The 25,661-nt window shown below is 44.2% G+C and carries 21 protein-coding genes; 7 read left to right on the top strand and 14 right to left on the bottom strand.

Annotated features, from left to right (window positions below; all coding sequences use genetic code 11):
- Window positions 1-46 precede the first annotated feature (46 nt).
- Complete coding sequence (locus RAH45_RS06660; protein ID WP_068404752.1) at window positions 47-610, bottom strand: hypoxanthine-guanine phosphoribosyltransferase; 564 nt, start codon at window positions 608-610, stop codon at window positions 47-49.
- Between the two features lie 102 nt (window positions 611-712).
- Window positions 713-1,381: a hypothetical protein gene (locus RAH45_RS06655; protein ID WP_306495888.1), complete on the bottom strand. Its 669-nt coding sequence runs from the start codon at window positions 1,379-1,381 to the stop codon at window positions 713-715.
- Between the two features lie 346 nt (window positions 1,382-1,727).
- On the opposite strand from RAH45_RS06655, the gene RAH45_RS06650 reads away from it, so the two are divergent.
- Complete coding sequence (locus RAH45_RS06650) at window positions 1,728-3,407, top strand: carbon starvation CstA family protein (protein WP_068404748.1); 1,680 nt, start codon at window positions 1,728-1,730, stop codon at window positions 3,405-3,407.
- A gap of 142 nt (window positions 3,408-3,549) precedes the next feature.
- On the opposite strand, the gene RAH45_RS06645 is transcribed toward RAH45_RS06650, so the two are convergent.
- Entirely contained in the window at window positions 3,550-4,857 is a 1,308-nt protein-coding gene (locus RAH45_RS06645; RefSeq protein WP_068403487.1) for an RNA-guided endonuclease InsQ/TnpB family protein, read from the bottom strand.
- A gap of 83 nt (window positions 4,858-4,940) precedes the next feature.
- Between RAH45_RS06645 and tnpA the strand changes: the two genes are divergently transcribed.
- The 3 genes from tnpA to RAH45_RS06630 all read left to right on the top strand — a co-directional run bounded on the left by tnpA (window position 4,941) and on the right by RAH45_RS06630 (window position 6,858).
- Window positions 4,941-5,339 carry an IS200/IS605 family transposase gene (gene tnpA / locus RAH45_RS06640; protein ID WP_102076311.1) on the top strand — a complete coding sequence of 133 codons (399 nt, stop codon included), beginning with the start codon at window positions 4,941-4,943 and terminating at the stop codon, window positions 5,337-5,339.
- Window positions 5,340-5,431: 92 nt separating this feature from the next.
- Window positions 5,432-5,746: a cory-CC-star protein gene (locus RAH45_RS06635; RefSeq protein ID WP_068404746.1), complete on the top strand. Its 315-nt coding sequence runs from the start codon at window positions 5,432-5,434 to the stop codon at window positions 5,744-5,746.
- A 68-nt stretch (window positions 5,747-5,814) separates the two neighbouring features.
- The gene (locus RAH45_RS06630; RefSeq protein ID WP_102076559.1) at window positions 5,815-6,858 is read left to right on the top strand and encodes an ArsA family ATPase; all 1,044 of its coding nucleotides are present in this window, start codon (window positions 5,815-5,817) and stop codon (window positions 6,856-6,858) included.
- 53 nt (window positions 6,859-6,911) lie between these two features.
- Here the strand turns inward: RAH45_RS06630 and RAH45_RS06625 are convergent, their stop codons facing one another.
- Complete coding sequence (locus RAH45_RS06625; RefSeq protein WP_306495886.1) at window positions 6,912-8,597, bottom strand: GTPase/DUF3482 domain-containing protein; 1,686 nt, start codon at window positions 8,595-8,597, stop codon at window positions 6,912-6,914.
- 59 nt (window positions 8,598-8,656) lie between these two features.
- Window positions 8,657-10,054, bottom strand: coding sequence for a DUF2868 domain-containing protein (locus RAH45_RS06620; protein ID WP_102076561.1), 1,398 nt, complete (start codon window positions 10,052-10,054; stop codon window positions 8,657-8,659).
- Window positions 10,055-10,290: 236 nt separating this feature from the next.
- Here RAH45_RS06620 and RAH45_RS06615 point away from each other — a divergent pair, with 236 nt between their 5' ends.
- A complete protein-coding gene (locus tag RAH45_RS06615) occupies window positions 10,291-11,046 on the top strand; it encodes an SDR family oxidoreductase (protein WP_102076562.1) in 756 nt (251 codons plus the stop codon).
- A gap of 74 nt (window positions 11,047-11,120) precedes the next feature.
- Here the strand turns inward: RAH45_RS06615 and RAH45_RS06610 are convergent, their stop codons facing one another.
- The 4 genes from RAH45_RS06610 to prpF form a co-directional block, all read right to left on the bottom strand.
- The gene (locus RAH45_RS06610) at window positions 11,121-12,638 is read right to left on the bottom strand and encodes a bifunctional 2-methylcitrate dehydratase/aconitate hydratase (protein WP_306495885.1); all 1,518 of its coding nucleotides are present in this window, start codon (window positions 12,636-12,638) and stop codon (window positions 11,121-11,123) included.
- Window positions 12,639-12,776: 138 nt separating this feature from the next.
- Window positions 12,777-13,367 (bottom strand): GNAT family N-acetyltransferase, encoded by a 591-nt coding sequence (locus RAH45_RS06605; RefSeq protein ID WP_306495883.1) that lies wholly within the window; start codon window positions 13,365-13,367, stop codon window positions 12,777-12,779.
- A gap of 76 nt (window positions 13,368-13,443) precedes the next feature.
- The gene (locus RAH45_RS06600; RefSeq protein ID WP_306495881.1) at window positions 13,444-15,291 is read right to left on the bottom strand and encodes an ABC transporter ATP-binding protein; all 1,848 of its coding nucleotides are present in this window, start codon (window positions 15,289-15,291) and stop codon (window positions 13,444-13,446) included.
- Between the two features lie 153 nt (window positions 15,292-15,444).
- Entirely contained in the window at window positions 15,445-16,698 is a 1,254-nt protein-coding gene (prpF, locus tag RAH45_RS06595) for a 2-methylaconitate cis-trans isomerase PrpF (protein WP_306495880.1), read from the bottom strand.
- A 100-nt stretch (window positions 16,699-16,798) separates the two neighbouring features.
- Between prpF and RAH45_RS06590 the strand changes: the two genes are divergently transcribed.
- Together RAH45_RS06590 and RAH45_RS06585 are read left to right on the top strand one after the other, a co-directional pair.
- Window positions 16,799-17,020 (top strand): TA system antitoxin ParD family protein, encoded by a 222-nt coding sequence (locus tag RAH45_RS06590; protein ID WP_068404729.1) that lies wholly within the window; start codon window positions 16,799-16,801, stop codon window positions 17,018-17,020.
- A gap of 17 nt (window positions 17,021-17,037) precedes the next feature.
- Entirely contained in the window at window positions 17,038-17,328 is a 291-nt protein-coding gene (locus RAH45_RS06585; protein ID WP_198328869.1) for a type II toxin-antitoxin system RelE/ParE family toxin, read from the top strand.
- A gap of 110 nt (window positions 17,329-17,438) precedes the next feature.
- Here the strand turns inward: RAH45_RS06585 and acnD are convergent, their stop codons facing one another.
- The 5 genes from acnD to RAH45_RS06560 form a co-directional block, all read right to left on the bottom strand.
- The gene (gene acnD, locus RAH45_RS06580) at window positions 17,439-20,096 is read right to left on the bottom strand and encodes a Fe/S-dependent 2-methylisocitrate dehydratase AcnD (protein ID WP_373429177.1); all 2,658 of its coding nucleotides are present in this window, start codon (window positions 20,094-20,096) and stop codon (window positions 17,439-17,441) included.
- A gap of 270 nt (window positions 20,097-20,366) precedes the next feature.
- On the bottom strand, window positions 20,367-21,506 hold the full coding sequence (prpC, locus tag RAH45_RS06575) for a bifunctional 2-methylcitrate synthase/citrate synthase (protein ID WP_198328868.1): 1,140 nt from the start codon (window positions 21,504-21,506) through the stop codon (window positions 20,367-20,369).
- Window positions 21,507-21,614: 108 nt separating this feature from the next.
- Entirely contained in the window at window positions 21,615-22,505 is an 891-nt protein-coding gene (prpB, locus tag RAH45_RS06570) for a methylisocitrate lyase (protein WP_306495878.1), read from the bottom strand.
- Between the two features lie 382 nt (window positions 22,506-22,887).
- Window positions 22,888-24,186 carry an NRAMP family divalent metal transporter gene (locus tag RAH45_RS06565; protein WP_373429176.1) on the bottom strand — a complete coding sequence of 433 codons (1,299 nt, stop codon included), beginning with the start codon at window positions 24,184-24,186 and terminating at the stop codon, window positions 22,888-22,890.
- A gap of 339 nt (window positions 24,187-24,525) precedes the next feature.
- A complete protein-coding gene (locus RAH45_RS06560) occupies window positions 24,526-25,503 on the bottom strand; it encodes a LysR family transcriptional regulator (RefSeq protein WP_306495876.1) in 978 nt (325 codons plus the stop codon).
- Between the last annotated feature and the right edge of the window lie 158 nt (window positions 25,504-25,661).

The following is a 25,661-nucleotide window of genomic DNA, read 5'->3' as shown; positions in this document are numbered from 1 at the left end:
GCTTTTTTATTATGCGATACATTCAAAACACTCAACCAAAGAATGACTAGATTTTGTCTTCTTTAATAGCGTAGATACCAGGCAGATGACGCAAGTAACCATGGAAATCCATGCCACAGCCATAGACATAACGATCTGCAACGTTGATACCAACAAAATCAACATCAAAGTCTGCAACTTTGCGATCATGCTCTTTATTGAGTAATACGCAACATTCAATCGATAAGGGTTTTTCTTTACCTAATTCTTCAACAATGGCTTTTAAAGTAATACCTTCGTCAAAAATATCATCGATTAATAAAACGTGTTCGCCTTCGATACTTACGTCAGGCTTAAATTTCCAATCAAGCTCATTGGTACCCGCATTATCACGATAGCGTGATGCATGGATATAATGCATGCGATGGTAAAAGGTTAGATGAGTCAATAGTTGACCGGCTGGGATAAGTCCGCCGTTCATAACGACCATCACGATTGGATTTAAACCGGCATAATGTAGATTGAGCTGGGCGGCCAAGCGCTCATAAGCAGCGGCTACTTCGATACTGCTGATCAGGCACTCTGAGTTGCGCAGGGTTTTTTCAATTTCTTGGTTGTTAATTTGGGTCATGAGTTGCGCCTTTGATAAAAGTGCCGCCTATTTTAGCAAATTTTAGCAAATTTGCCCAACACTACCGTTTTAATAAAAACATAATAGTTGCTAATACAACCGCTATTCAGGTTTTTTTACGATAAATGGGCGATAATAATTGGCCAAACGATTCAATGATGCATCAGGTAGATCAGGCAGTAATTTATTTAGTGCCATGGTCATTCCTTTATCGATAGCTGCTTTGGCAACTGGCACAGATTTGCGCTTAATCATGCCAAGCTTCAACGTTTCCGCATAGCGACTAATGAAATGCGTTAACGTTTCTTCATTCATCGTTTCAAGTGCCGTTTTAAACGTTTTCATATCTACGTGTTCAGGAGTAACCGCTGCAAAACCAGCATCAATGATTTTGGCGTCAGCATCTGACAATTTAAAACCGATACGCTTTTCACCTTCGTTATCGATAAAGGTCGCTTTATCACGTAAAAAATGAAAACTCGGCAACACTTCTTCGTTATTCTCTTTACCCAATAAAATATTAAGCAGCGTGTCAGTTGCTTTTTCGACCGTACCGACCACTTTACGCATGGCGGCTTGGCGCTCAGGATTTGGAATAATATCTACCAGTCCAACCAATAATTTATCGGTGAGGTCACGCGCCGTTTGGTGGGTTAAGGCATCACGATAGGGGTAGTAATCTGTTTCTACGTTTGATTCAAAGATTTGCTCTGCCTCAATAATCAGCGCTTTTAATTCATCTGACGGTATAAATCCAAAATAATGGGCCATTCTAACTCCTGTATTTATCGTTTTTAATGTTTCACCAACGTTACAATTACTGCCAAATGAGTTACTATTTAAGGCATAGAATGCTAAGTCACACAAGAAGTAAAGACTCACCATACTTCATGGCTAATTGGTTAAGCGTTTTGACCTTAAAATACTATGCTTTATTAGCCAGTAATCACAAGAAGATATGCTGTTATCTCATTGATAGCTGTTTTCTTAGCAACTGTTTCTTGAAGAACAGTGAGCCGAGTCTTTCACTGCTCACTAATCTAGCATATTTTTAAGATTTTGATTTAAAAAGCTTGAACTTGTAAGGCTATCTAATACTTGTCTAGGGAGAGATAAGATGAATAGTGCTATTGTACTGTTGGTTGGTGTGGCCGCAATGCTTTGCGGTTATCTGTTTTACTCAAAATTTATCGCCACTAAGATTTTGGCCTTGGATGACAGTCGTCCCACGCCAGCCCATACGATGAAAGATGGGGTAGATTATATCCCCACCAATAAATATGTATTGTGGGGGCATCATTTTACCTCGGTTGCAGGGGCGGCGCCGATTATCGGTCCTGCAATTGCGGTTATTTGGGGCTGGGTGCCGGCCATTATTTGGGTGGTTTTAGGGACCATTTTTATGGCAGGCGTCCATGATATGTCAGCCATTTGGGCCAGTATGCGCAATAAGGGTCAGTCTATTGGCTCGATTGCTGGTACCGTCATGGGCACACGTGTACGTAGCTTAATGATGGTAGTTATTTTCTTATTATTATTAATGGTAAACGCAGTATTTGGCGTCGCTATTGCCAATATGATGATTAAGACCCCATCTTCTGTGTTACCTGTCTGGGGCGCATTGGTCGTGGCCTTCATCATCGGTCAATGTATCTATCGCTATAAGATGAATCTGGTTTGGGTATCCATTATTGGCGTTGTCGCTCTATATGGACTTATTTATCTTGGCCCTATGTTCCCAGTCGTGTTACCAGAGACTTTTATGGGGCTACCGGATAACGCCGTATGGATTATTATCTTATTCGCCTATGCGGCGATTGCCTCATTATTACCAGTATGGATGCTGCTGCAACCGCGCGATTATATTAATGGGTTACAATTATTTGTTGGTTTGATTTTATTGTATGCAGCCGTATTTATTGCGACACCAAACATTGTCGCGCCAGCGATTAATCATGATTTACCCATCGGCACGCCGTCATTAATGCCATTGTTATTCGTCACTATTGCTTGCGGCGCTATCTCAGGATTCCATGGTTTGGTGGCGACCGGAACGACTTCTAAACAGATTGATAAAGAAGGCGATGTACGTTTTGTTGGTTATTTTGGCGCTATGGGTGAAGGTATGCTCGCACTGGGCGCCATTCTTGCGGCCACCGCAGGTTTTGCGACACTCGGTGATTGGCAAGCGGTTTATCAAAAATTTGGCGACGGCTCTATCGGTGCTTTTATTGATGGTGGTGCGACCATCTTAAATGCAGGTGTTGGTATCGATATGGTGCTTTCTCAAACAATGCTCACTGTTATGGCAGCATTATTCGCTGGCACCACGATGGATACGGGTGTCCGCTTACAACGTTATATATTCCAAGAGTTTGGTGAGTTTTATAACATTCCAGTGCTAAGTAAAAGTGTCGTGGCTACTTTCCTTGCCGTCGGTAGCTGTCTATTATTAGCATTTGGCGCCGGTGGTATTGATGGTGCAGGTGGCATGATTATTTGGCCACTATTTGGTACCACCAATCAGCTCATGGCAGCATTAACCCTTATGATTGTCACGGTTATTTTATTACGTAAAGGCAGAGCGGTTTGGTACACCTTAGCACCTTTGTCATTTTTGCTAGTTATGACCATTTTTGCCTTATTGATTCAGCTAAAAACCTTTTTTACCGAGGGCAATTGGCTGCTGATTATTATGGACATTATTATTTTGATCGCAACGATTCTAGTAACGTTCGAGAGTCTATCTGTGCTGCGTAAAGAATGGACATTGCATAAAGGTAAAACGGATTCGTAATTGAGATTAAACCTTATCATTTTTACTTTTATCAAAAAAACGCTAGTAGCAATTGCTGGCGTTTTTTGTATGAGGTAGGCATGTTGACATACTCCCGCCACTTTCGACAAGCTCAAGCGGGGGATTCTAAAAGCAAAAGCTCTTAGGCGACTTTCTCACGACCGTCGCAAGTTTTCTGCTTCAACGGGCGACCTTTACTGCATCTTCCCTCGACAGACAAAACGGCATGTCCTGCCGCAAGAATATTACGAGCTGCATTAACATCTGCATTCGCAATATAACCACATTCAACGCACTCAAATTTTGCTTGGGTACGTCTATTTTCTTTTGCAACATGCTTGCATTCAAAGCAGGTTTGGCTTGTATAACGCGGGTTTACTTTAATCAGTAACCCGCCTTGCCATTGCTGTTTATACTCAAGCATAGTCAGCGCCATCGACCAACCCTGATCAAGAATTGATTTGTTCAATCCTGACTTGGCTTTGACATTGCGACCTTTATTTTCAAGAGTCCCGCTTGCAGATCCCGACATATTAACTACTTTTAAATCCTCACAGACAATCATGGCGTGGTTTTTGCTGATGTCAGTGCTGATTTTATGCAAGTAGTCATGGCGAATATTGGCAATGTGATGGTGAAGCTTTTGGATTTTACGGTTTTGCTTTTTCCAATTTTGGCTAAATAAGACCTTACGACTTAATTGGCGCTGTAGCTTTGCTAGTTTGCCTTGATTGGCTTTAAAGCTGCTCTTAGGTTTAAAGCACTGACCGTTTGAGCCGGTAACTAATTTACTGACACCTAAATCAATACCAATGGCGGTTTTAGAAGGGTGAATTGGGTTCTGTTCCAACTCTCGCTCAGTGCCAAACGACACGTACCAATGACCGGATTTCTTGCTGATGGTGACGTTTTTAATTATCCCAAGAATGTCTTGAGATTTTCTAAACTTTACAAAACCTACACCATTCGGTAGTTTGACACGATTGCCTTCAACACGGCAATATTTATCAAACTGTACCAAGCGTATTGAATCACACCCATCTGATTTGCGCTTGAAGCGCGGCATAAGCGGGCGTAATTGGATTTCTGTGCCATCAGCAAGCTTGAAGAACTTAGGCTTTTTAGGTTTTTTCTTATTCTCTTTCAATCGTGCATGAACTTTAGAGTCAAAAAAGCGTGACCAAGCAGAAGCGAGATCACGAATTTTTTGTTGTAAAGACACCGCGTTAGAGCTTGTTTTTAAGAAGGCAAACTCAGGATTTGCTTTAATATCCATGATTTTATTAACCAAATTGGTTGCATTAATAAACTCATTTTTAGCAAACATCTCAAACGATACCGCAAGCACTTGATTCCAAACAAAACGTGCAGAACCAACAAGGTTATTTAAGATAACCTCTTGTTCTGCATTAGGCTCAAGCCTAAATTTGTACGCTTTATTAATTTTCATAATGAATGCTTTATTAGTCAGTGTGTTTGTTATTTATACCATGTTATACTATATAACATAAACAATAAAGGGTATTTATTATAATGAGTGAGATATATAAAAACCGTCATTCTGCTTATAATCTGCATGTGCATTTGGTATTCATCACCAAGTACCGCAAAAAGGTTTTAGCTGACAATCATCTTCAATACTTTAAAGAAGTTGTTGCTGAGATATGCAAGGATTTTGGTGCAGAACTCAAGGAATGTAACGGCGAGGGCGATCATGTCCACATGCTAATTCAATACCCACCAACGGTACAACTAAGTAAGATGGTTAATAATCTAAAGTCGGTCACAAGCCGGCGCATGAGAGCCAACTTCATTGACTTAAGGGCGGCTTATAATAAGCCTGTTTTGTGGTCACGCTCTTACTTTGCCGGCTCATGTGGCGGAGCGCCGTTGGAGATTATTAAGCAATACATTCAAAATCAGCAGAGTTAGGCTATACGAAATTCACCTCCACCCTAGCGTCGGGTGGAGTCCTCTTTCGTTAGATTGATAGGTAATAAGAAATAAGCAGAGGTGAATAAATTATGGAAGATAACCCGATACCAAAACAAATAGAAAGCCCGTCAAACCAAGTAAAAAACGAAACACCATGGTGGCAACGTTTTGCGGCAGGACTCAATGAGTTTTATCATGCGCCTTATCGCCAGACGATGGCACGCGCGGCACGTGATGAAGAAGACTTCTTTATGCTGCTGATGTTTGCAGAGAGCTTAGGCATTGATAATCCTGCTAGCTTTTATACCTTGGAGTTGCAGCCGTTATTTTTGGAAAATTTCCATGAATGGCATACGCGCATGGGGTTGGATAAATGCCCCTTTGACCACGTTGGTTGTTGTTAAGTCAACTGCTAGTTAGATTTATAAGAAAAAATGATAAAAAATGAATGAATTAAAATTGAGATAAAAATATGGCATTACACCCTCTACACGGATTAGTAGATCAACTATCGACCCAGCCTATTATCTTTATTGGCGGCAAGGGCGGTGTCGGTAAAACCACGACGGCTGCGGCACTTGCCAGCTATTATGCTAGCCAGCAAAAAAAGACCTTGATTGTCTCAACCGACCCAGCGCATAGCCTCGGTGATGTGTTAAATGTACGGCTCAATAATGAAAAAACTGCGATTACGCCGCATCTTGATGCCATTGAGCTCAACCCTGATGTCATCGTCGATGCGCATTTTGCTCAAGTTGAATCTACCATTAAATCTTATGCCAATCCAGATATGATGCCCAAAATCCGTGAGCACCTGCGTCTATCAAAGTCAGCGCCTGGCGCACAAGAAGCAGCCATGCTTGAATCTATGTGTCAGCATTTAATCACGGCTGCATATGCTGACTCTGATAAAAGGTATGAACATATCATATTTGATACCGCGCCCACTGGGCATACGTTGCGCTTACTCGTATTGCCAGAGATGATGGGCGCATGGACAGATGGGCTGCTAGCACAGCAGCGCCGACAGGCAAAATTACGCTCGGTCGCGAACCATCTAGATAGCCACAATCAAAAGAGCAGTCAAAAAGACATCAATAAAAAAGATGTGCCAAATCCGTTTGCCCAAAAAAAATCTGACCGCTGGGAGCAAGCGGTAGCCGTCCTAGAAAAACGCAAACAGCTGTTTCGACAAGCAGGGATATTGCTTCATGACCGTAGCCAAACAGCGATTGTATTGGTGATGACAGCCGACGTATTGCCATTAGCAGAAACCAAACGCGCTATCGAACAATTGGAAGAAAGTAAACTCACACCAGCCGCGATAGTCATCAATCAGCTGATAGCACCCACGCAGTCAGATGAATTTTGGCGTCTTCGTGCCGAGCGGCAACAGCAATTGCTGCAAGACATCGAAAAAAAATTTCCCAATTATCCACTGTATCCGATTTATTTACAGCAAACAGACGTACGCGGTACTGAAGCATTAAGTATGCTATTACGCCCCTCATCGTAAAGGTCGCTTGAAAGCCATATGTTTGAAAAATAAAAGAAACCGACCGTTAATACTTAACGCTCAGGCTTATATAACTGTAATTTACTTGCCAGCGACCACGCCATATCTGCACGTAGTAGCTGAGCCTGTTCAGATTTACCGCTACTAAGTGATGACCATTGCGGTTTGCCGCGAGCTTTTTTAAGCTCACTGGGTAATTTATGTGGCGGCCACGGCGTCACGACACTTTCTTCATTATCGTTACTTAGGTTGTCGTTATTTGAGATATCAGCATCGTTTTTTGCGCCGCTATATATCAGTTGGGTGGCATCGGTTGCTGCATGACCACGATGACGCAGTGCGGTGAGCAAATCTATCGCTCGCGTGGCGAGTAAGGTTAGGGTGGCAGGGTCGATATATAAGCGCTTTACGCCAGTGATTTTATCAGCGATGCTACTGGTATTGGATAATAGCCCACCTGCGATACCACCGATGGCAGCGCCCAAACCTAACGTTGTACCGAGTGCCGCCGCATCAATGCCCAATCCTAATAATGCGCCCGCTGCTGCACCAGATGTCGTGCGAATACCATAGCTTTTGAGCAGTTCAGGGTCAAACGGGTCTTGCTGATAGGCTTGTAACTCAAGTGGCGTTGCTGCCACGGCGTTATCATAAAATTTATATAAGTTAAGCAGGCTGTTCTGCATTGCCCGTTCACTCTGCCTGACCGCTTCTTGCATTTGCGCAAGTACGGGCATTGGATCATCATCTTCACTAATTTCGCGCACAAATGAGGCAACATTTAATAAAAAATCGGCAATGATGATATTCGCCTCCTCATAGAGCTGCGCCCAGTTTTCTGTACGGCGTGCCATGAGTTGCTCAAGCATCTCAGAGTGAGTGAGCATGGTGGCAAGATTTTGCCATAAGCGCATCTCATCCTTAAACTCAAAAGCCACGGAATCAAAACGCGTTGAGATGTGCAAGTTACGTCTTGCGAGCATCGTCTGCCATGCGTCGATATTGGCATCTTGACTGTCAGTAAAGTTAAATACCGGCATAACAGGTATTGCAGCCCACGATAAAATAGCCAGCTCATCTTTATACTTACCGAGTACCGGCTCACGCGCATCGACAACATAGATGGCCATATCACTTGCCAGCAGCTGCCGAATCACTTTGGCTTCTTGGCTGTAGTCCTCATTGCTACCATTGCTAGTTAGCGCATCGCCGCCTTGGGCGATGTCGGCTGCTAAAAACTGCTGCAAGCGCTCAATACCGTCGCGGCGATTGGCAGTGTTGTCCTCTAGCCAATCCATTAACCCTGAAGCATCTTCTAAACCCGGTGTGTCATAAAGAACCACCAATACTTCGCCCGTTTGGCTGTCGGTCAATTTTGCTTGCTCGACATGGCGGGTGGTTGCTGCTTCGTTTTTCACTTCCCCAAAATAAACATCGCGTAGTAACGTGCGCAGTAGTGACGTTTTACCTGTATTGGTATGACCAACGACTGCTAATTTGAGCGCTTCGCCACTGGCAATGGTCTTTTTAGAGACATTATTATTAAAGGCAGTATTAACCGATAGCGCTTGATCATCTGACGCTGGTTTATCCAGCGATAGCTCTGTATCAGCATTCACATTTTCATTTTTAAAATCAGCTTCTGAGTCGCGTACGGGCTCATAGGCTTTATCGGCGAACAGGCCGACAGCTTTGGCATTATCTTGATGGTTGCTTTGATTATTATTGTCATTGTTCATAATAGAATCTTATTATTAATATTATTGAGTATCGGTATTAGAGTATCTAAACAAGCAAGCTAAACCAAGCCGATTTTTCGAGCGGCAAGGGCGGTCTGCCACTGCTGATAACGAACGTCCTGATTTTCTGAGCTTGGGATTTCTGAGTCTTGCTCTTGCTCGTTGGTGTTAGCGGTGTTGGCATCACCGAGCAGCTGTACAATAAGGCCGTCTGCGGCATGTTCGGCAATACGATCAAGTTTACGCAGTGTACCTCGGTCAGGTAAAGCCTTGCTATGTATACCTAGTAGCACTTGAACCGGATGGCTGTCCAAATAAGTCGTTAAGCGCTCCATATCATCACGGTCGTCAACAATACCGAAGTTCTCGACATTGCTAATGTTACTATTACTATGGCTACTTATGTCGGCATTCAGTCCTGATTGCCACCAATGATCCTGCTGTGATGGGTATTCAAGTAGAGCAACCAGTTTTTTACCAGTACTGACTGTCGCTTTTGGCGCGACAGGAGCGGGCGCTGCCTTAAAATCATCTTCATCGACCACATGACGCTGCCAAAAGTTTAGAATCTTTTGATAATACGGCTGCTTGATATCCAAACGCATTTTTTTACGGCGGAACATCAAGGCGCAAAATGTCCAAGCAATCGCCCTTGGTACAATGCCGTACATCAGCAAGCTACCGACCAATAAGCCTGCCCATTGCCGCGCCATCGATAATGGCATGGCATCCGTCACCAAACGACTCTGCACGATAGCAGCACTGTCCGGCACGGTAAATCCAACTTTGCTTGGTAACCAGCCGAGTATTTGAGTCAAAGTGATCAGCGCCTGATCAGAGAGTAATGTCGACTCCCAACTAAAGCTATACTGGCGCACAATCAACAAAAATATGATCGCAAGCAGCATACCAGTCAAGGTAGCGAGCCACAATTGATGGCTAAAGCGCCCCAGATACCAACGCATACCGCTGTGTTGTAATTGACGCTCGTACAAATCAACCGCCGCTTTGGTGACATCGTCCTTACCGCGTATCAGATAACTTGGACTCACAAAACTGGCAAACCAATTTGACGACTGCTTACCTTGATTAATCAAAGTCATGACTAGCCAGCCTAAGAGCATGATGGTATGAAACCCAAGCAGACAAACCAGCACATAAAAGAAGTTCACCACATTGGTCTGCAGCAAGGTAAACAGCCCCAAAAACCCCGAAATGCACCACAGCACACTCATAACCAGCATAATACCTTTGATGCGCCCATCAATTTTACCAAGCACACGTGCCAGCGCACCGTTACTATCGATACGCGAGGCGCGGCGATGCAACTTTTGAATGGGCTTCCCATCCTCACTTTGCAGCTTTTCTGTGATAAGTAGCGGGTCAGTGGCAAAGACATGCTGCTGCGTCTCAAGCGTTCGTACCAGCTCAGTCAATTGGTCTTGGGGCGATAGCATAGGGCGATGACATCCGTATAAAGGCGTTGGTTAAATTTAAAAGGTTAAGATTAAAGGTTAACGGCAGTTAGACATCTCAATTGATAGATGTCGAGTATTTACCCGTCAGTGATTATTGTAGCCTATATAGAATAGCGATAACTTCTATTATTCTTAGCGTTTTAGCATAGTAAATGTAAAGTAAATACGCCAAAATGAATGCAAGAATGCATATATATGATAATAAGGAGTGCTTTGTGAATCAAAAAAACTATTTAATCATTGGCGCTAGCGGTGGTATCGGCAAAGCGATGGTTAAACAGCTGATAGAGATGAGTGCTAATAATAAAAGCAGTGGAAAAATATTTGCCACTTATCATACAAATCAGCCTGACTTTGCAGCCGATAATTTGTATTGGTTACCGATGGATGTCAGCGATGAGAAAAGTATCGAGCAAGCCATTGCTGATATTAAGCAGCAAACCACTCATATTGATTGGGCGATTAATTGTGTGGGGCTATTGCATACGCCGCATAATCAACCAGAAAAAGCACTACGACAACTGGAGACGGACTTCTTTTTGCAAAATATGCAGATTAACGCCTTAGCCAGCTTGCTCATTGCCAAGCATATCAAGCCACTACTGGCTAAAGCTGAGCGCAGTACAAACGCACCGGCGATTTTTGCGACCATATCGGCTCGGGTTGGTAGTATCGGTGACAATGAGCTTGGCGGTTGGTACAGCTACCGTATGAGTAAAGCGGCACTGAATATGGGTATGAAAAATTTGAGCATTGAATGGAGTCGGTCGCTAAAGGATGTTTGCGTGGTCGTCATGCAACCAGGCACCGTCGATACCCAGTTGTCATCACCTTTTCAGGGCAATGTGGCTGACGAAAAATTGTTCTCGCCAGCTTATAGCGCTCAGTGTTTACTAGAAGTACTTGATAGCATGACTGCCGCCCAATCTGGCAGTTTTGTCGATTGGGCAGGTGAGTCGATAGCTTGGTAAAAGGCTGGTAAAAAATTGGTAAAAACACGATTCATAAAAACAAAAACGCGCTGAACTATTTATACGCTTTAACATTAATTAGCGACAAATAAATCCATAAACTCATTAACCGGGGTTTGCTCTAAGTGCTTTTGATCATCACACAAGGCAAAGATATCCGCGCAGCGACTGTCAATAAAGCGCGTTGCCAAGCTTGCTCGGAACTTCGCTTCTAATACGGGGATACCTTCTGCGCGGCGGCGCTTATGACCAATCGGGTATTCGACAGCGACTTTATCGGTACTGCTGCCATCTTTAAAGAATATCTGAATGGCATTGGCAATCGAGCGTTTGCTTGGATCATGATAATCTTTTGAATAATTGGGATCTTCAACGACCACCATCTTACGGCGCAGCCCATCAATCAAGATATGATGCTGTTCGTGATAATCATCTTCGTAGTTTTCTGCCATCAAGTCGCCCGTCAATAAAGGCACGGCAACCATATATTGCAGACAATGATCACGATCGGCAGGATTGGCAAGTGCGCCTTCTTTGGAGATAATTCGAATGGCTGAATCATGCGTGGTCAGGACGATTTTTTCAATATCATCGATTCTATCATCAACCATAGGATGCAAGATAACCGCTGCTTCACAGGCGGTCTGGGCATGAAATTCGGCAGGAAAGCTTATCTTAAATAAGATATTTTCCATCACATAGCTACCAAACTCGCGCTGAAAGGTAAAACGGCGCTCGCCTGCAGGTTTGAGTGCTAGGTCTTTATTGGTATGGCTAAACAACACATCATAAAAGCCCCATTGCGGCGCGGTTAAAGCTCCCGGGATGCCCATCTCGCCGCGGCGGGTAATATCGACCAAGCGTACCGCACGACTGGTGGCGTCGCCTGCCGCCCATGATTTACGGCTACCAGCATTGGGTGCATGACGATAGGTACGCAGCGCTTGACCATCGGCAATCGCTTGCGAGATCGCCGCCATGATGCGCTCGCGTGGTAATTTATAGAGTTTGGCGACCACCGCCGTTGAGGCGAGTTTGACGAGGAACACATGGTCAAGCCCCACGCGGTTAAATGAATTGTCTAAAGCAAGCACGCCTTGAATCTCATGCGCCATAATCATCGCTTCTAATACGTCGCGCATGGTGAGTGGGTCTTTATTATGGCTGACGTTTTGCTGACTGATATAGTCCGCCACTGCCAAAATTCCGCCTAAGTTGTCTGAGGGATGTCCCCATTCAGCAGCAAGCCACGTATCATTATAATCAAGCCAGCGCACCATGCAGCCAATATCAAAAGCGGCTTTAATGGGGTCAAGTCTATGAGGCGTACCAGGGACGCGCGCGCCGTTCGGAGTGATTTGATCGGCGCAATCGGGTCCGAGGTGTTTGGTACATTCAGGAAAACGCAGTGCCAGCAGTCCGCAGCCTAGGGTGTCCATAAGACAGTGGCGAGCAGTATTCCAAGCATCGGCACTATTGGGCGAGTCGTTATCGATAGAGTAATTAAGCACATAGTCGGCGATTTTTTGAATTTCATCGTCATACTCTGGACGGATATTGCTCTCTACCGTAGCGTTTTGAGTCGTAGACATAATTGTTACCTCTTCCTTGAGTCCAATATTGGAGTGATTGATAAGCGACATGATTTATCAATCAGTGATGCAACAAAAATAACATACTCATATCGAACAACAGTGAAGTCGTGTAAGACTGTTTTATCGTTTCATGAGTTACACCATGAGATAAACCAAACCGACAATGAATAAAAGTGCCAGTATCAAGAGTAAAAAACTGAGAATACTACTCACCATTCCCGAGCTTTCTTTTTTCACCTTTACTTTTTTAATGACAGGTAAAACCATGGTGACATGCTCGATACCGTCTTCAAGGTAGCGTTCACCTTCAACGATAAATCCAAGTGATTCGTAAAAGTTTAGCAAATAAGTCTGCGCGGAGATGATGATGGTTTTTTTACCATACTTTTTGCGGCAGTATTTGATGGCTTCAAGCATCATTTGACGGGCAACGCCATAGCCGCGATGCTCTGCTAGCACCAAAACCCTGCCAATCGCTGGTATCGGACCTGATGGATTAACCGAGGATCTTTTATGATTAAATGACGGCGGAATAATGCGGCAATAGCCAATCAAGGCTTCATTTTGATGAGCGACCAGATGCAGACAATCAAAATCGACCTCGTCCATATCTTGATACGGGCAGTTTTGCTCGACCACAAATACTTGTGAGCGCGCTTTTAAAATATGGTAAACATCAACGGTGGTCAGCTCATCAAAGGTTTTTATAGAAAATTCACAGGTCATAGTCGGCTAGCTTCTAACGATTTAAAGGGTTTTTTAATGTCTTAAAGACTGAGCATTATAACGATTTCGCCCTATATTAACTATTTAAGGTTTGACTGATTTTATCTAAATTCAAACTATCGGACATGGCATTGAATATCTCATAGTATTTACCGTGATTGGCATAAAGCTCTTCATGCGTGCCAGTCTCCATCACACGGCCATTTTCAATCACCACCAAATCATCAGCATCAATAATTTGCGAGATATTGTGTGAGACAATGATCACCGTACGGTCTTTTTTAATTAAATCTAGACTGTGCTTAATTTGCTGGGTGGCAATGGCATCAAGACTGGCCGTTGGTTCATCCAAAAATACAATCGGTGGGTTTTTTAAAAACATCCGTGCCAGCGCGATACGCTGCTGCTGACCGCCAGAGAGCAGTTTGGCTTCACTGTCATAACCTTCAGGCATACCAACGACTTGCTCATGAATAGAGGCCTGTTTGGCGGCGTCGATAATCTCCTCGTCAGTGGCATTCATCGCCCCGTAACGAATGTTGTCGGCGATCGTCCCTGAGAAAATATGGTTCTTTTGTAGCACTAAGCCGATTTGCTCACGCAAGTCATGGGTGCTGTAGTCCTCTAAATTACGCCCATCGAGGCAAATAGTACCGCTGCTTGGGTCATAGAATTTGACCAATAAATTAATAATCGTGCTTTTACCTGCGCCACTTAATCCGACCAAAGCGGTGATACGATTGGGATGAATATTAAAACTCACATCATGCAGCGCCTGCTTGCCATTGGGGTAGGAGAAATTGACATCTTTTAGCTCGATATGACCTTTTAAATCGGTACATTTGACTTTACCTTCGTTTTCAATTGCTTGGTCGTCGTCCAAGATATCAAAGAAGCCTTCGGCATAGGTGAGGGCATTATTAATTTGGTCGTAAATGCGGTGCAATTCGCGAATGGGAGCCGCGACGTTTTGAAACAGTAGGATATGGAACATAATGGCGCCAATGGTCATCTGTCCGTTGAGCACAAAATATGAGGTTAGGACAATAATTGCCACCACGCCGATTTGCTCGATAAAGGTTTTGCCAGCGTTATACATAAACGCAATACTGCGAATACGTAGCTGATTGGCGGTCATATCCTTTTGGATGTCCCAATGCTTACCGGACTCAATCGGCTCGCGCACAAAGGATTTAATCACCGTGATAGAGTCAATAATCGAAATCACCAAGCCGCTTTTGGTCTCGCGATATTGGCGCATTTGTTTGCGAAACCCTTGCAGACGGTTGGCTTGGCGCTGACTGACAAAAAAGTAAATCGGCACAATAATCAAACCGACCATACCGACCCAAAAATTGGCGTTAAACATAATGATTAATGACACGATAGCACTGGCAAACAGCGGCAGCATGTCAATAAAGAAGTTTTGTACCAATTGCGTGAGACTGCTGACCCCCAAATCAATGCGGGTTTGCAACTTACCGCTGGCGTTCTCGTCGCTGGTATAAAACGCCATTTTGTAAGACAAAATACGGTCAACCACCTTTTGTGACAAATCACGCGATAGGTTAATACGGATACGCTCACCAAAATAGCGCTGACCAAAGGTAATGATGACGTTAAGGACTTCTTTGACCAATAAAATCACGCTAATGAGCGTCAGTAATTTTATACCTTCTACCCATGGGTCAGGTAAACCAACAATATTGGTCAAAGTATCGATGGTATATTGCAAGACAAAGGCATTCACCTGCGCGGTAAACGACCCAAGCACTGTCAATATTAAGGTTAAAATAAAGAGCCCGCGATAGGGTCTTGCAAACTCTCCGAGCCTTTTTAAAATCGACCACAGCAAAGCCCCCCGTTCCTTTTTTTTGGTGGGCGGCTTGATGTCTAAAGGAACACGGCGTGGCGGAGTACTCATAGGGTTAAGGCGCTATTTAATTTGATATTGGCATGTATTAACTGCTTATTATTCATAATAATAAGCGACCACCAGTATAAAGACTTTAAGCAGTATCTTAAACCTTGTTACCTTTAATTTTCTTTTAAGTTCGTTTCCTAAAAATTGTCGTTATTAAAAAGCATCCGCTGGTACAAAAACTTCACCAACCATAATACGGCGAGCAGAGCGGCTCATGGAGACTTTTTTGGCTTGCCAGCGTCCGTTCACGCGTTCGGTTTTACCGCCGACGAGTAGCGTTCCTGATGGATGCCCAAAGCGCACTTCACCTAATTCGCTACCACCAGCTGCTTCATTGACCAATGTACCTTGCGTCGTTGCTGCTGCGGCAATCGCCACCGCTGCCGTACCCATCATCGCATGATGTAATTGTCCCATACTCATCGCGCGTACGACTAAGTCGATATCTGCTGCCTCAACGGCTTTGCCACTTGAGGCACTATAACTTTGTGCAGGGGCAACCCAAGCAATCTTTGGAATATGCTGACTGGCTTGTGCTTCACTGACGTCTTTAAATAAGCCCATTGCAACGCCACCTTTGGCACGGATTGCCTCTAACTTAGCTAAGGTTTCGCTATTACTATTGATGTCGCCTTGCAGCTCCGTACCGGTAAAGCCCAAATCCTCGCTTTTCATAAAGATAGTTGGAATACCGGCGCTGATAAAGGTAGCTTTGACGCTATCGGTACTTAAACCACAGCCAGACACATCAAAATCATCGATTAGATTGCCCGTGGGGAACATATCGCTTGATGAATCTACCGGGTCGATAAATTCAATCTTTACTTCGGCAGCAGGGAAGGTCACACCGTCTAATTCAAAATCGCCGGTTTCTTGCACTTGTACCTTGCCTTGCGCATCTAAGTAAACAGGCACATGAGCGATAATGGTTTTACTGATATTTTCTTGCCAAATGCGTACTTCGCAAATGCCACTCTCACTACTGTCATCAATACTATTAGTAACTTTATCAGCATCAACTAAGCCCATATTGATAGCACAAGCACCAACTGCTGCGGTTAAATTACCGCAATTTCCCGCCCAATCTATCATAGGTTTGGCGATATTGACTTGCCCAAACAAGTAATTGACATCGTGATCTGCTTGCTTGGCTTTAGATAAAATCACCGTCTTTGAAGTGCTAGAGCTACCATTACCCAAGCCGTCAATTTGCTTGCCATAAGGATCAGGACTACCAATGACCCGCAAAAGGAAATTATCGCGCGCCTTGCCAGCAACTTGGCAGCGCTCTGGTAAATCAGATAGTTTAAAGAAAGTACCTTTTGAGGTGCCGCCGCGCATATAAGTGGCAGGGACGGAGATTTGTGGGGCAAATTTTGGTGTGTTTTCTAAAGTTGATTGGGTCATTTCTTATTCCTTATATCTGTTTATGAGGATGAGAGTCGTTAATACACTATTTTTGTGGTAAAATACCACAAGGATTAATATTTTGAATATGGAGAAAGTTATGTCCACTGCAAGCATACGTCTTAACAAGGCGCTGGTTGATAAAGCCTATGCGATATCTAAAGCACAACATCGTACCCCGCCAAAGCAAATAGAGCATTGGGCTACCATTGGACAAATTATGGAAGACAACCCTGATCTGTCTTACGAATTTGTTCGTCAGCTTTTGATTGCGCAAGCAGAAGTTGATGCTGGTATGGTTGAACCCTACGAATTTGGATAGTTTACTTTGGATAAACAATGACTCAGTCTTTAAGTGTTATTCAATCGCATAGTTTTAAAAAAGCCGTTAAAAAATTGCACAATAATCAGAAAGCTGATTTAGATGATGCTTTACGTGCCATCATTGACCATCCTGATATAGGTGTGCAAAAGGTAGGTGACTTATCATCAGTACGAATTTATAAGTTTAAAATGCTAAAGCAGTTAACGTTATTGGCTTATCAAATCGATGATGGTCAACTTGTCCTTACCTTGTTAATGTTTGGCCCACATGAGAACTCTTATCGGGACGTTAAATTAATACTTTAATGCTCGTTATAAAGCACTAGGCTCATTATTTTTCATATCTAAAGATTAAAAAGCCGATGCCGTATAATTTATACAACATCGGCTCTTTGATTACTCAAAATCCATGCGGATTACGCAATATCTAGCGTGCCATCGATAAACTCTTTGGCAAAGCGTTGTAGCATACCGCCAGCGTTATACATTTTGACTTCATCAGCGGTATCTAAACGGCAGATAACAGGTGCTTTATCGACGGTGCCGTCTTTACGATGAATCACTAACGTCATCTCACCACGAGCAGATACTTCGCCTTCGATATCGAATATTTCAGTACCATCGATATTTAAGGTATTGCGATTGACCCCTTCTTTAAACTGCAAGGGGAGCGCGCCCATACCGACCAAGTTTTGACGATGGATACGTTCAAAATCTTCTGCAACCACGACTTCAACGCCAGCCAGACGTACACCTTTGGCAGCCCAGTCACGGCTTGAGCCTTGACCATAGCCGTCGCCGGCGATGATGATCAGCGGTTGCTCGCGGTTCATATAGGTTTCAATCGCTTCCCACATGCGCATGACCTGACCTTCTGGCTCAACGCGAGCCAATGAGCCTTGGATGACTTCACCGTTCTCGTCACGTACCATCTCATTGAGCAATTTAGGGTTGGCAAAGGTCGCACGCTGGGCGGTTAAATGGTCGCCGCGATGAGTCGCATAAGAGTTATAGTCTTCCGCAGGCAGACCCATGGTATCAAGGTACTCGCCAGCAGCCGAATCGCCCAAAATCGCGTTAGACGGTGATAAATGGTCGGTAGTGATATTGTCACCAAGCACCGCCAGTGGACGCATACCTTTTAGCTTATTCATCGCCGCCATTTTGCCTTCCCAATACGGCGGACGACGGATATAAGTGGTCATCTCGCGCCAGTCATACAGTGGGCTTAGCGCTTTGCCGGTATCTTTTTTGGCTTCATCGAACATCGGGATATACACGGCGTTAAATTGCTCAGGCTTCACCGCTTTGGCGACGATAGCATCGACTTCATCGTCATCAAACCAGATGTCTTTTAAATACACGTCATTGCCAGCTTGATCTTTACCTAACGAATCTTTTTCGATATCAAAGCGAATGTTACCGGCGATAGCGTAGGCAATCACTAATGGCGGTGACGCTAAAAACGCTTGCTTAGCATACGGATGGATACGACCATCAAAATTACGGTTGCCCGATAGTACAGCGGTGGTAAATAAGTCACGGTCGATGATTTCTTGCTGGATATCAGGATCAAGCGCGCCACTCATACCGTTACAAGTAGTACAAGCAAAGCCAACCACGTCAAAGCCAATCTCTTGTAGCTCTGGCATCAGGCCGGCTTCTTCTAGGTACATTTTGACCGTTTTTGAGCCAGGTGCCAATGACGATTTCACCCAAGGCTTACGCAGTAAACCTTTTTTATTGGCATTACGGGCGACAAGACCAGCAGCAACCATATTGCGCGGGTTAGACGTATTGGTACAGCTGGTAATCGCGGCGATAATCACGGCGCCATCTGGCATTAAGCCATCTTTCGGTTCAGGTAATTTCTCATTTTCTCCATGAGCAATGCCCTTAGCCACTAAGTCAGTGGTTGAAACGCGCGCATGCGGACGCGAAGGACCTGCCATGTTACGAACGACTTTTGATAAATCAAACTCAAGAACGCGTGGATAAATGGCATTTTCCATACCGTCAGCCCACAGACCGGTTTGCTTAGCATACTGCTCAACCAGTTTGATTTGTTCTTCACTACGGCCCGTTAGACGCAAATAATCGATGGTTTGCTCATCGATATAGAACATCGCGGCGGTGGCGCCATATTCTGGGGTCATGTTTGAGATAGACGCACGATCACCAACGCTTAATTGGCGTGCCCCTTCACCGAAGAATTCGATATAAGTAGAGACTACGCCTGCATCACGCAAGAACTCGGTCATTGCCAATACTAAGTCCGTACCAGTAATGCCTTTTTGCAATTTGCCCGTTAACTTAACACCAACATAATCTGGCAGGCGCATATAAGATGGATTACCTAGCATGACGCTTTCGGCTTCAAGCCCGCCAACACCGATTGAAATCACACCTAAAGCATCAACCATCGGCGTGTGGCTATCGGTACCGACCAAGGTATCGGCAAACGCCACTTGTTCACCGGCTTTGTTTTGTACCACTTGCACCACTGGCGACATTTTTTCTAGGTTGATTTGATGCATGATGCCGTTACCAGGCGGTACGACGTTGACGTTATCAAAGGCATACTGACACCAGTTGATAAAGTGAAAACGGTCATCGTTACGGCGCTCTTCGATGGCGCGGTTTTTCTCAAAAGCGTTTTCTTCAAAGCCTGCATGCTCAACGGCTAGTGAATGGTCGACAATAAGCTGAGTCGGTACGATAGGGTTTACTTTTGATGGATCACCGCCTTGCTCGGCGATGGCATCACGTAGACCTGCCAAGTCAACAAACGCGGTCTGACCTAAAATATCATGGCAAACGACACGGGCAGGGTACCACGGAAAATCGAGGTCTTGCTTGCCTTCAATATGCTGCTTAAGGGCTGCGGTTAAGTCTTCTGGCGGGCAGCGGCGTACCAAGTTTTCACACAATACTTTTGAGCAGAACGGTAGTTTGTCATAGGCGCCAGCTTCGATATTTTCAATCGCTTCACGGGCGTCAAAGTAATACAAATCAGTATTGGGTAATGGTTTTTTAAATTGTTCATTCATCGGTTGTACGAGGGCGTTGTCCATAAGTCACCTTTGGCTGTTGGCTGGTTGCAATGTGGATTGAAAAGAATAGTTCGTTTGGCAAAATCATTTTTAATAATAAAAAGTAGCTTTGCTAAAAAAACTTTTAAGCGTTAATTTTTTAAACATTGAAGGTAGGGAGTTGTAGGGCGTGTCTTCAGCTGTTTTACTAAAAATGAAGATGAAGATGAAGATGAAGATGAAGATGAAGATGAAGATGAAGCACACCCTACAAACATATTGTTTTAAGAAAAATTGTTATTTCAAGACGAGTTAACGCGCACTCATCTCTGGTACTGGGCGCAGCTCTTCACCAGTATATTCCGCACTTGGGCGAATGATACGGTTATTGGCACGCTGTTCAAAAACGTGGGCCGCCCAGCCGGTTAGGCGCGAGCAAACAAAGATTGGCGTGAACAGTTTGGTTGGAATTCCCATAAAGTGATAAGCAGACGCATGGAAGAAATCGGCGTTACAGAAGAGTTTTTTCTCGCGCCACATCACTTCTTCACAGCGTACTGATACTGGGTATAGCACCTCATCACCAACATCGGCGGCCAGTTTTTCCGCCCAACCTTTAATAACGACGTTACGTGGGTCTGATTCGCTATAGATGGCATGACCAAAGCCCATGATTTTGTCTTTACGGGCCAGCATTGCCATCATCTCTTCTTCAGCTTCGTCGGCTGATGTAAAGCCTTCAATCATATCCATCGCCGCTTCATTGGCGCCGCCATGCAAGTGACCACGTAATGAGCCAATCGCGCCAGTGATACAAGAGTGGATATCAGATAGGGTAGACGCACACACGCGTGCGGTAAAGGTTGAGGCGTTAAACTCATGCTCAGCATAAAGAATGAGCGATACGTTCATAACTTTGGTATGCAGCTCGTTTGGTTTTTCACCTTTAAGCAGATGTAAGAAGTGACCGCCAATCGTATCATCATCGGTTTCGGTTTCGATACGCACATTGTCGTGGGTAAAGCGGTACCAGTAATTGATGATTGATGGGAATACCGCCAGCATGCGGTCGGTTTTATCGTTCTGTTGTGAGAAGTCAGTTTCCATCTCAAGGTTACCAAGCATTGAGCAACCGGTACGTAATACATCCATCGGATGGGCGTCCGCAGGAATACGCTCAAGCACATCTTTTAATGCTTGAGGTAAGCCGCGTAAACCTTTCAATTTAGTCTGATAAGCATCAAGCTCGCTTTGGGTTGGCAAGTTGCCATAAAGTAGCAAATAAGCCACTTCTTCAAAGACGCATTTATCGGCCAACTCTGACACATCATAACCACGATAAGTCAGACCTGAGCCTGATTTACCGACCGTCGATAGTGCTGTCTTGCCAGCGACCTGACCACGTAGACCGGCGCCTGACAATACTTTTGTTGATTGGTTCTGTGCTGCCATGTTAAATTCCTTTTGTTGGTAGCTCTTTTTGAGTTAAAAAATAAAGATGACTAAAAGTGAATAAGCAAAACTAAAGGTAGATGATTTTGCTTATGGTTGACTTAATACTTATTTACTATCGGCAAATAACTTATCGAGCGTTTGCTCAAACTCATGATAGTTTAAGAAGTCATAAAGCTCCATACGGGTTTGCATGGTATCGACGACTTTTTCTTGCGTGCCATCATCAAGCAGATGCTGATAAACGTTTAATGCCGCTTTATTCATCGCACGAAACGCTGACAATGGATAAAGTACCATATCAACCCCAACCGCATATAACTGTTCGGTAGTATAAAGGTCGGTTTGACCAAACTCAGTCATATTGGCAAGGACTGGAATATCGAGTACATCGGTAAACTTACGGTACATCTCGATATCCGTCAATGCTTCGGCAAAAATCATGTCAGCACCAGCCTCTTGGAAAGCAACGGCGCGCTCAACCGCTGCATCAAGCCCTTCAACAGATAGGGCGTCTGTACGAGCCATGACCACAAAGTCTTTGTCTGTTTTGGCATCAAGTGCCGCTTTTAAACGATCAACCATCTCAGAGATACTAACGATTTCTTTATTTGGGCGATGTCCACAGCGTTTTTGCGCCACTTGGTCTTCGATATGCACCGCTGCAACGCCAGCTTTTTCCATTTTTTTAATGGTTTGAGCGATATTGAAGGCGCCGCCGAAGCCAGTATCGATATCAACCAATAGCGGCGTCTCAACTGCATCAGTAATACGGCGTGCGTCTTCTAAGACATTATCAAGGCTGGTCATCCCTAGATCAGGCAGACCAAATGAGGCATTGGCCACGCCCGCACCTGAGAGATATAGCGCTTGATGACCGACTTGGGTTGCCATCATCGCTGTATAAGCATTGATTGCGCCGACAATTTGTAATGGTTGGTTGTTATCGTTTTTTTGTTTTATTGCACTGCGAAAGCGAGCGCCAGCTGAAGAGGTCATATCGTCGTCCTTACGTGGAGGGTAATCTTATCGTGTGATGAAGGATAAAATTGTTGTGCTTGATTATACCCAATTATCCATGTCTGCAAAGCGGTGTTTCTCAAGCTTATATTAAATTTACTTTAAACAGTGATTACTTATATTAAATATATTCAATTGTAGAATAGTAATATCCATTTTTTAAACCTTTATCATAATAGTTATTCATATTACTAAAGTCGTCATCTTTACCATATTAATTAATTTACATTTAGTTACAAATAGCTGAGTTTTTTGTCAGTCAACTCTTAAAAAAATAATCACTTAACAATAAAAAGCCCTCATAGCAGGGCTAAAAGGGCTTTTTTTACTTCTATCATAGAATCTTAATGGTAAATATTGCTTAACCAATAAATCCTGCAAGGTTAGCAAGGAACAAGAGCGCAAAACCTGCCAAGAATATCAACCCTGCAATGGATAAAGCGTTCATACCCATTGATAGTTTTTTATGGTTTTTAACCAATGAATAATTAAGCCAACCAAAAATAGGCGCCGAGACAAACGCCGATATCATGGCAAATTTGAGCATCGCCCCTAATTGTCCGGTAAAGAAAGTGATAATCACCAATCCGCCACCAATCGCATAAGTGGTCCAAAAAGCGATTTGTTTTTTATTAATCTCACTTTGACCTTTAATCAAACGCCAGCATTCAGCATTGGCACGCCCATAACCATCAGCGCAGGTAATTGTGGTGCCAAACATGCACATAAAGGCGACGAAGGCGACCAGTAGGCGTGACCATTCACCAATGGTGGCGGTATACATGTTAATCAGCTGATTGATATAAGCGCCGCCGACCAGTTCAATCTCTTGACCCGAGCCATACTGTACGAACACGCCTAACGCTAAGAAAAACAGCGCTAAAATAGCCGACACTGCGTAACCAACGTTAAAGTCTAATAAACCTTGGCGGTGGGTGGTGTTGTCGGTTTTTCTTTTGGCTGACGTCCACATCGAGGTAATCGCTGCAAACTCAAGTGGCGCTGGCATCCAGCCCATCAGCGCGACGATAAAGCCCAAGGTCGCAAGATTCCAAGGAGATGCGGCGACAAAATCTGTCACCATAACAGTTGGCTTGCCAGCGGCAATGGCCACCGCGGCGACCGTTGCTGTGGTCAGGGCAATCATAATCCACTTGGTCACGCCATCGAGCAGCTTATAGTGACCAGCAATCAAGAAGAACCATGATACTGCTACGATAATCATCGACAAGCTCATGGTTGAGAGCTGAACAGAGGCGGGCAGCATAAAGCCTAAGATAACCGCTGCTATTAGGGACACCGCACCCGTACTAATCACCGCTGATAGGATGGAGAGAATAAAGTAAATCCAAAGATAGGCCTTTGAGCGTTTGGCATAGCCTGCGATCAAACTCTCGCCCGTATCATAAACATAATCGGTGCCGAAGCGAAAAAACGGATACTTAAAGACGTTGGCTAAAATAATCATAATCGCCAGCTGCCAGCCATATAGCGCGCCCGCCTGCGTCGATGAAATCAGATGCGAGCCACCGATAGCAGCAGTCGCCATTAATATACCGGGGCCAAAAATCCGCCAGCTAAATCCTTCTTGCTGGGGAACAGCGTACCCAGTTGCGCCATCGTCGGTGGCGCTTGGAGTGTTGAGTGGTTGTGTGGTCATGAATACCTCGAAATGGTTAAAACGGCAAAACATCACTTACCTGTGTCAGTTTGCCAGTGATCATGAGAGAAATGGTTTATACGATATATATAGCAGTTAAACTATAAATATAAAACGATTCATCTTGTATCGACTTTAGCATACTGCTGCTGAGCAAGATAAGGATTATTTTAATTATTATTACTAATAGTTTGCATACCTATTCTTGATGGTTAGCATAATAGTTTATGAATATCAAGGGTTAGCGCCAATTTTTTTGCCGGTTCTTTATACCACAATATGCTGCCGATAGCTGCCATTTCGCACGATTTAGAGTGCTTCACGGTACTTTCGTGCACTTTACCCTTGCGAGGTAAAACTTTGCTTACGATAAGTGATACCACGGCGCTCATAGACTTGATAAATCGCGCTAAGCAAGTCGGGGATTTTTGGATGGATAAAGTCTTTAAGGGTATGCAGGTAGATAGGAGAGGTGGCATTTTCATGCAACAGGCGTCGATAAACGATTTGCTCGGTACGGACGGTTTTTAGGCTGGCAGGTACCAAGGTAATGCCTTCGCCCGCGGCAACCAAGCCAAGTGCCACTTGTAAATCACTGACAGTGGTGGTCATAAATGGCGAGATACCATACTGGGCAAACAGATGCAGCAAAGGTTCAGTCACCGGCTCAATAGATGGCTGATCGTTAGAAGGCTTAATAGGTATGGCGGTCGTCGAAATAGGCAGATGGGTTTGATGGTATAAAATCAAGCGGTTATTTGCCAAGTCAATCAGACGCTGCTCATCGCTATCGGCGAGCGGATGCGCTTTAGGCAGCGCCACCAGATAACGCTCATGACGCAATAGTATTTGCTGAATCCACGGGTCTTGATGGGCGAAGCGCCCAAACCCTATGTCAATCTCACCGCTTTTTAGGGCGTCAATTTGCTGATAGGAGCTGATGTCCTTGAGATTGACCTCGATATCCGGATTAGATTGCTTAAGTTTAGCGATAACTTCGGGTAATAGCCCATACAGCACCGACGGCACAAAGCCAATATTTAAAGCCGAACTTGGCGCAGATAGGCGCTGGGTCATACTGGTGACGGTATCAATCTCTGTCAGGATGGCGCTGATTTTATCGTAAAAAAATGCACCCGCTTCGGTCAAGTGCAGCGGTCTATGATAGCGGTCGATTAAATCTACCCCCATGTCTGTTTCAAGTTGCTTGAGCAACCGGCTAAGCGTCGGCTGTGACAACCCCGTCTTGCTAGTAGCGGCGCTAAAGCTTTTAAGATCAGCAATAGCGATAAAGGCATTGAGCTGTTTTAGATCCATATGATGATACTCACCTGTTTATGATGCTCATTTAATCAGCTATGTTAGCTATTTTATGTAAATAGCAGCGACGTAGCTAAAATTATACTTGAAGGATAGGAGGCGACCCACTATATTGTGTGGCAACAATAGTGTTACAATTTAGCAAACAATTGATG

The organism is Psychrobacter sp. van23A, assembly GCF_030845275.1.
In the GTDB taxonomy this organism is placed as follows: domain Bacteria; phylum Pseudomonadota; class Gammaproteobacteria; order Pseudomonadales; family Moraxellaceae; genus Psychrobacter; species Psychrobacter faecalis.
Note: the sequence above shows the minus strand (reverse complement) of the source record. Positions and strands in the feature narration are given on the sequence as shown.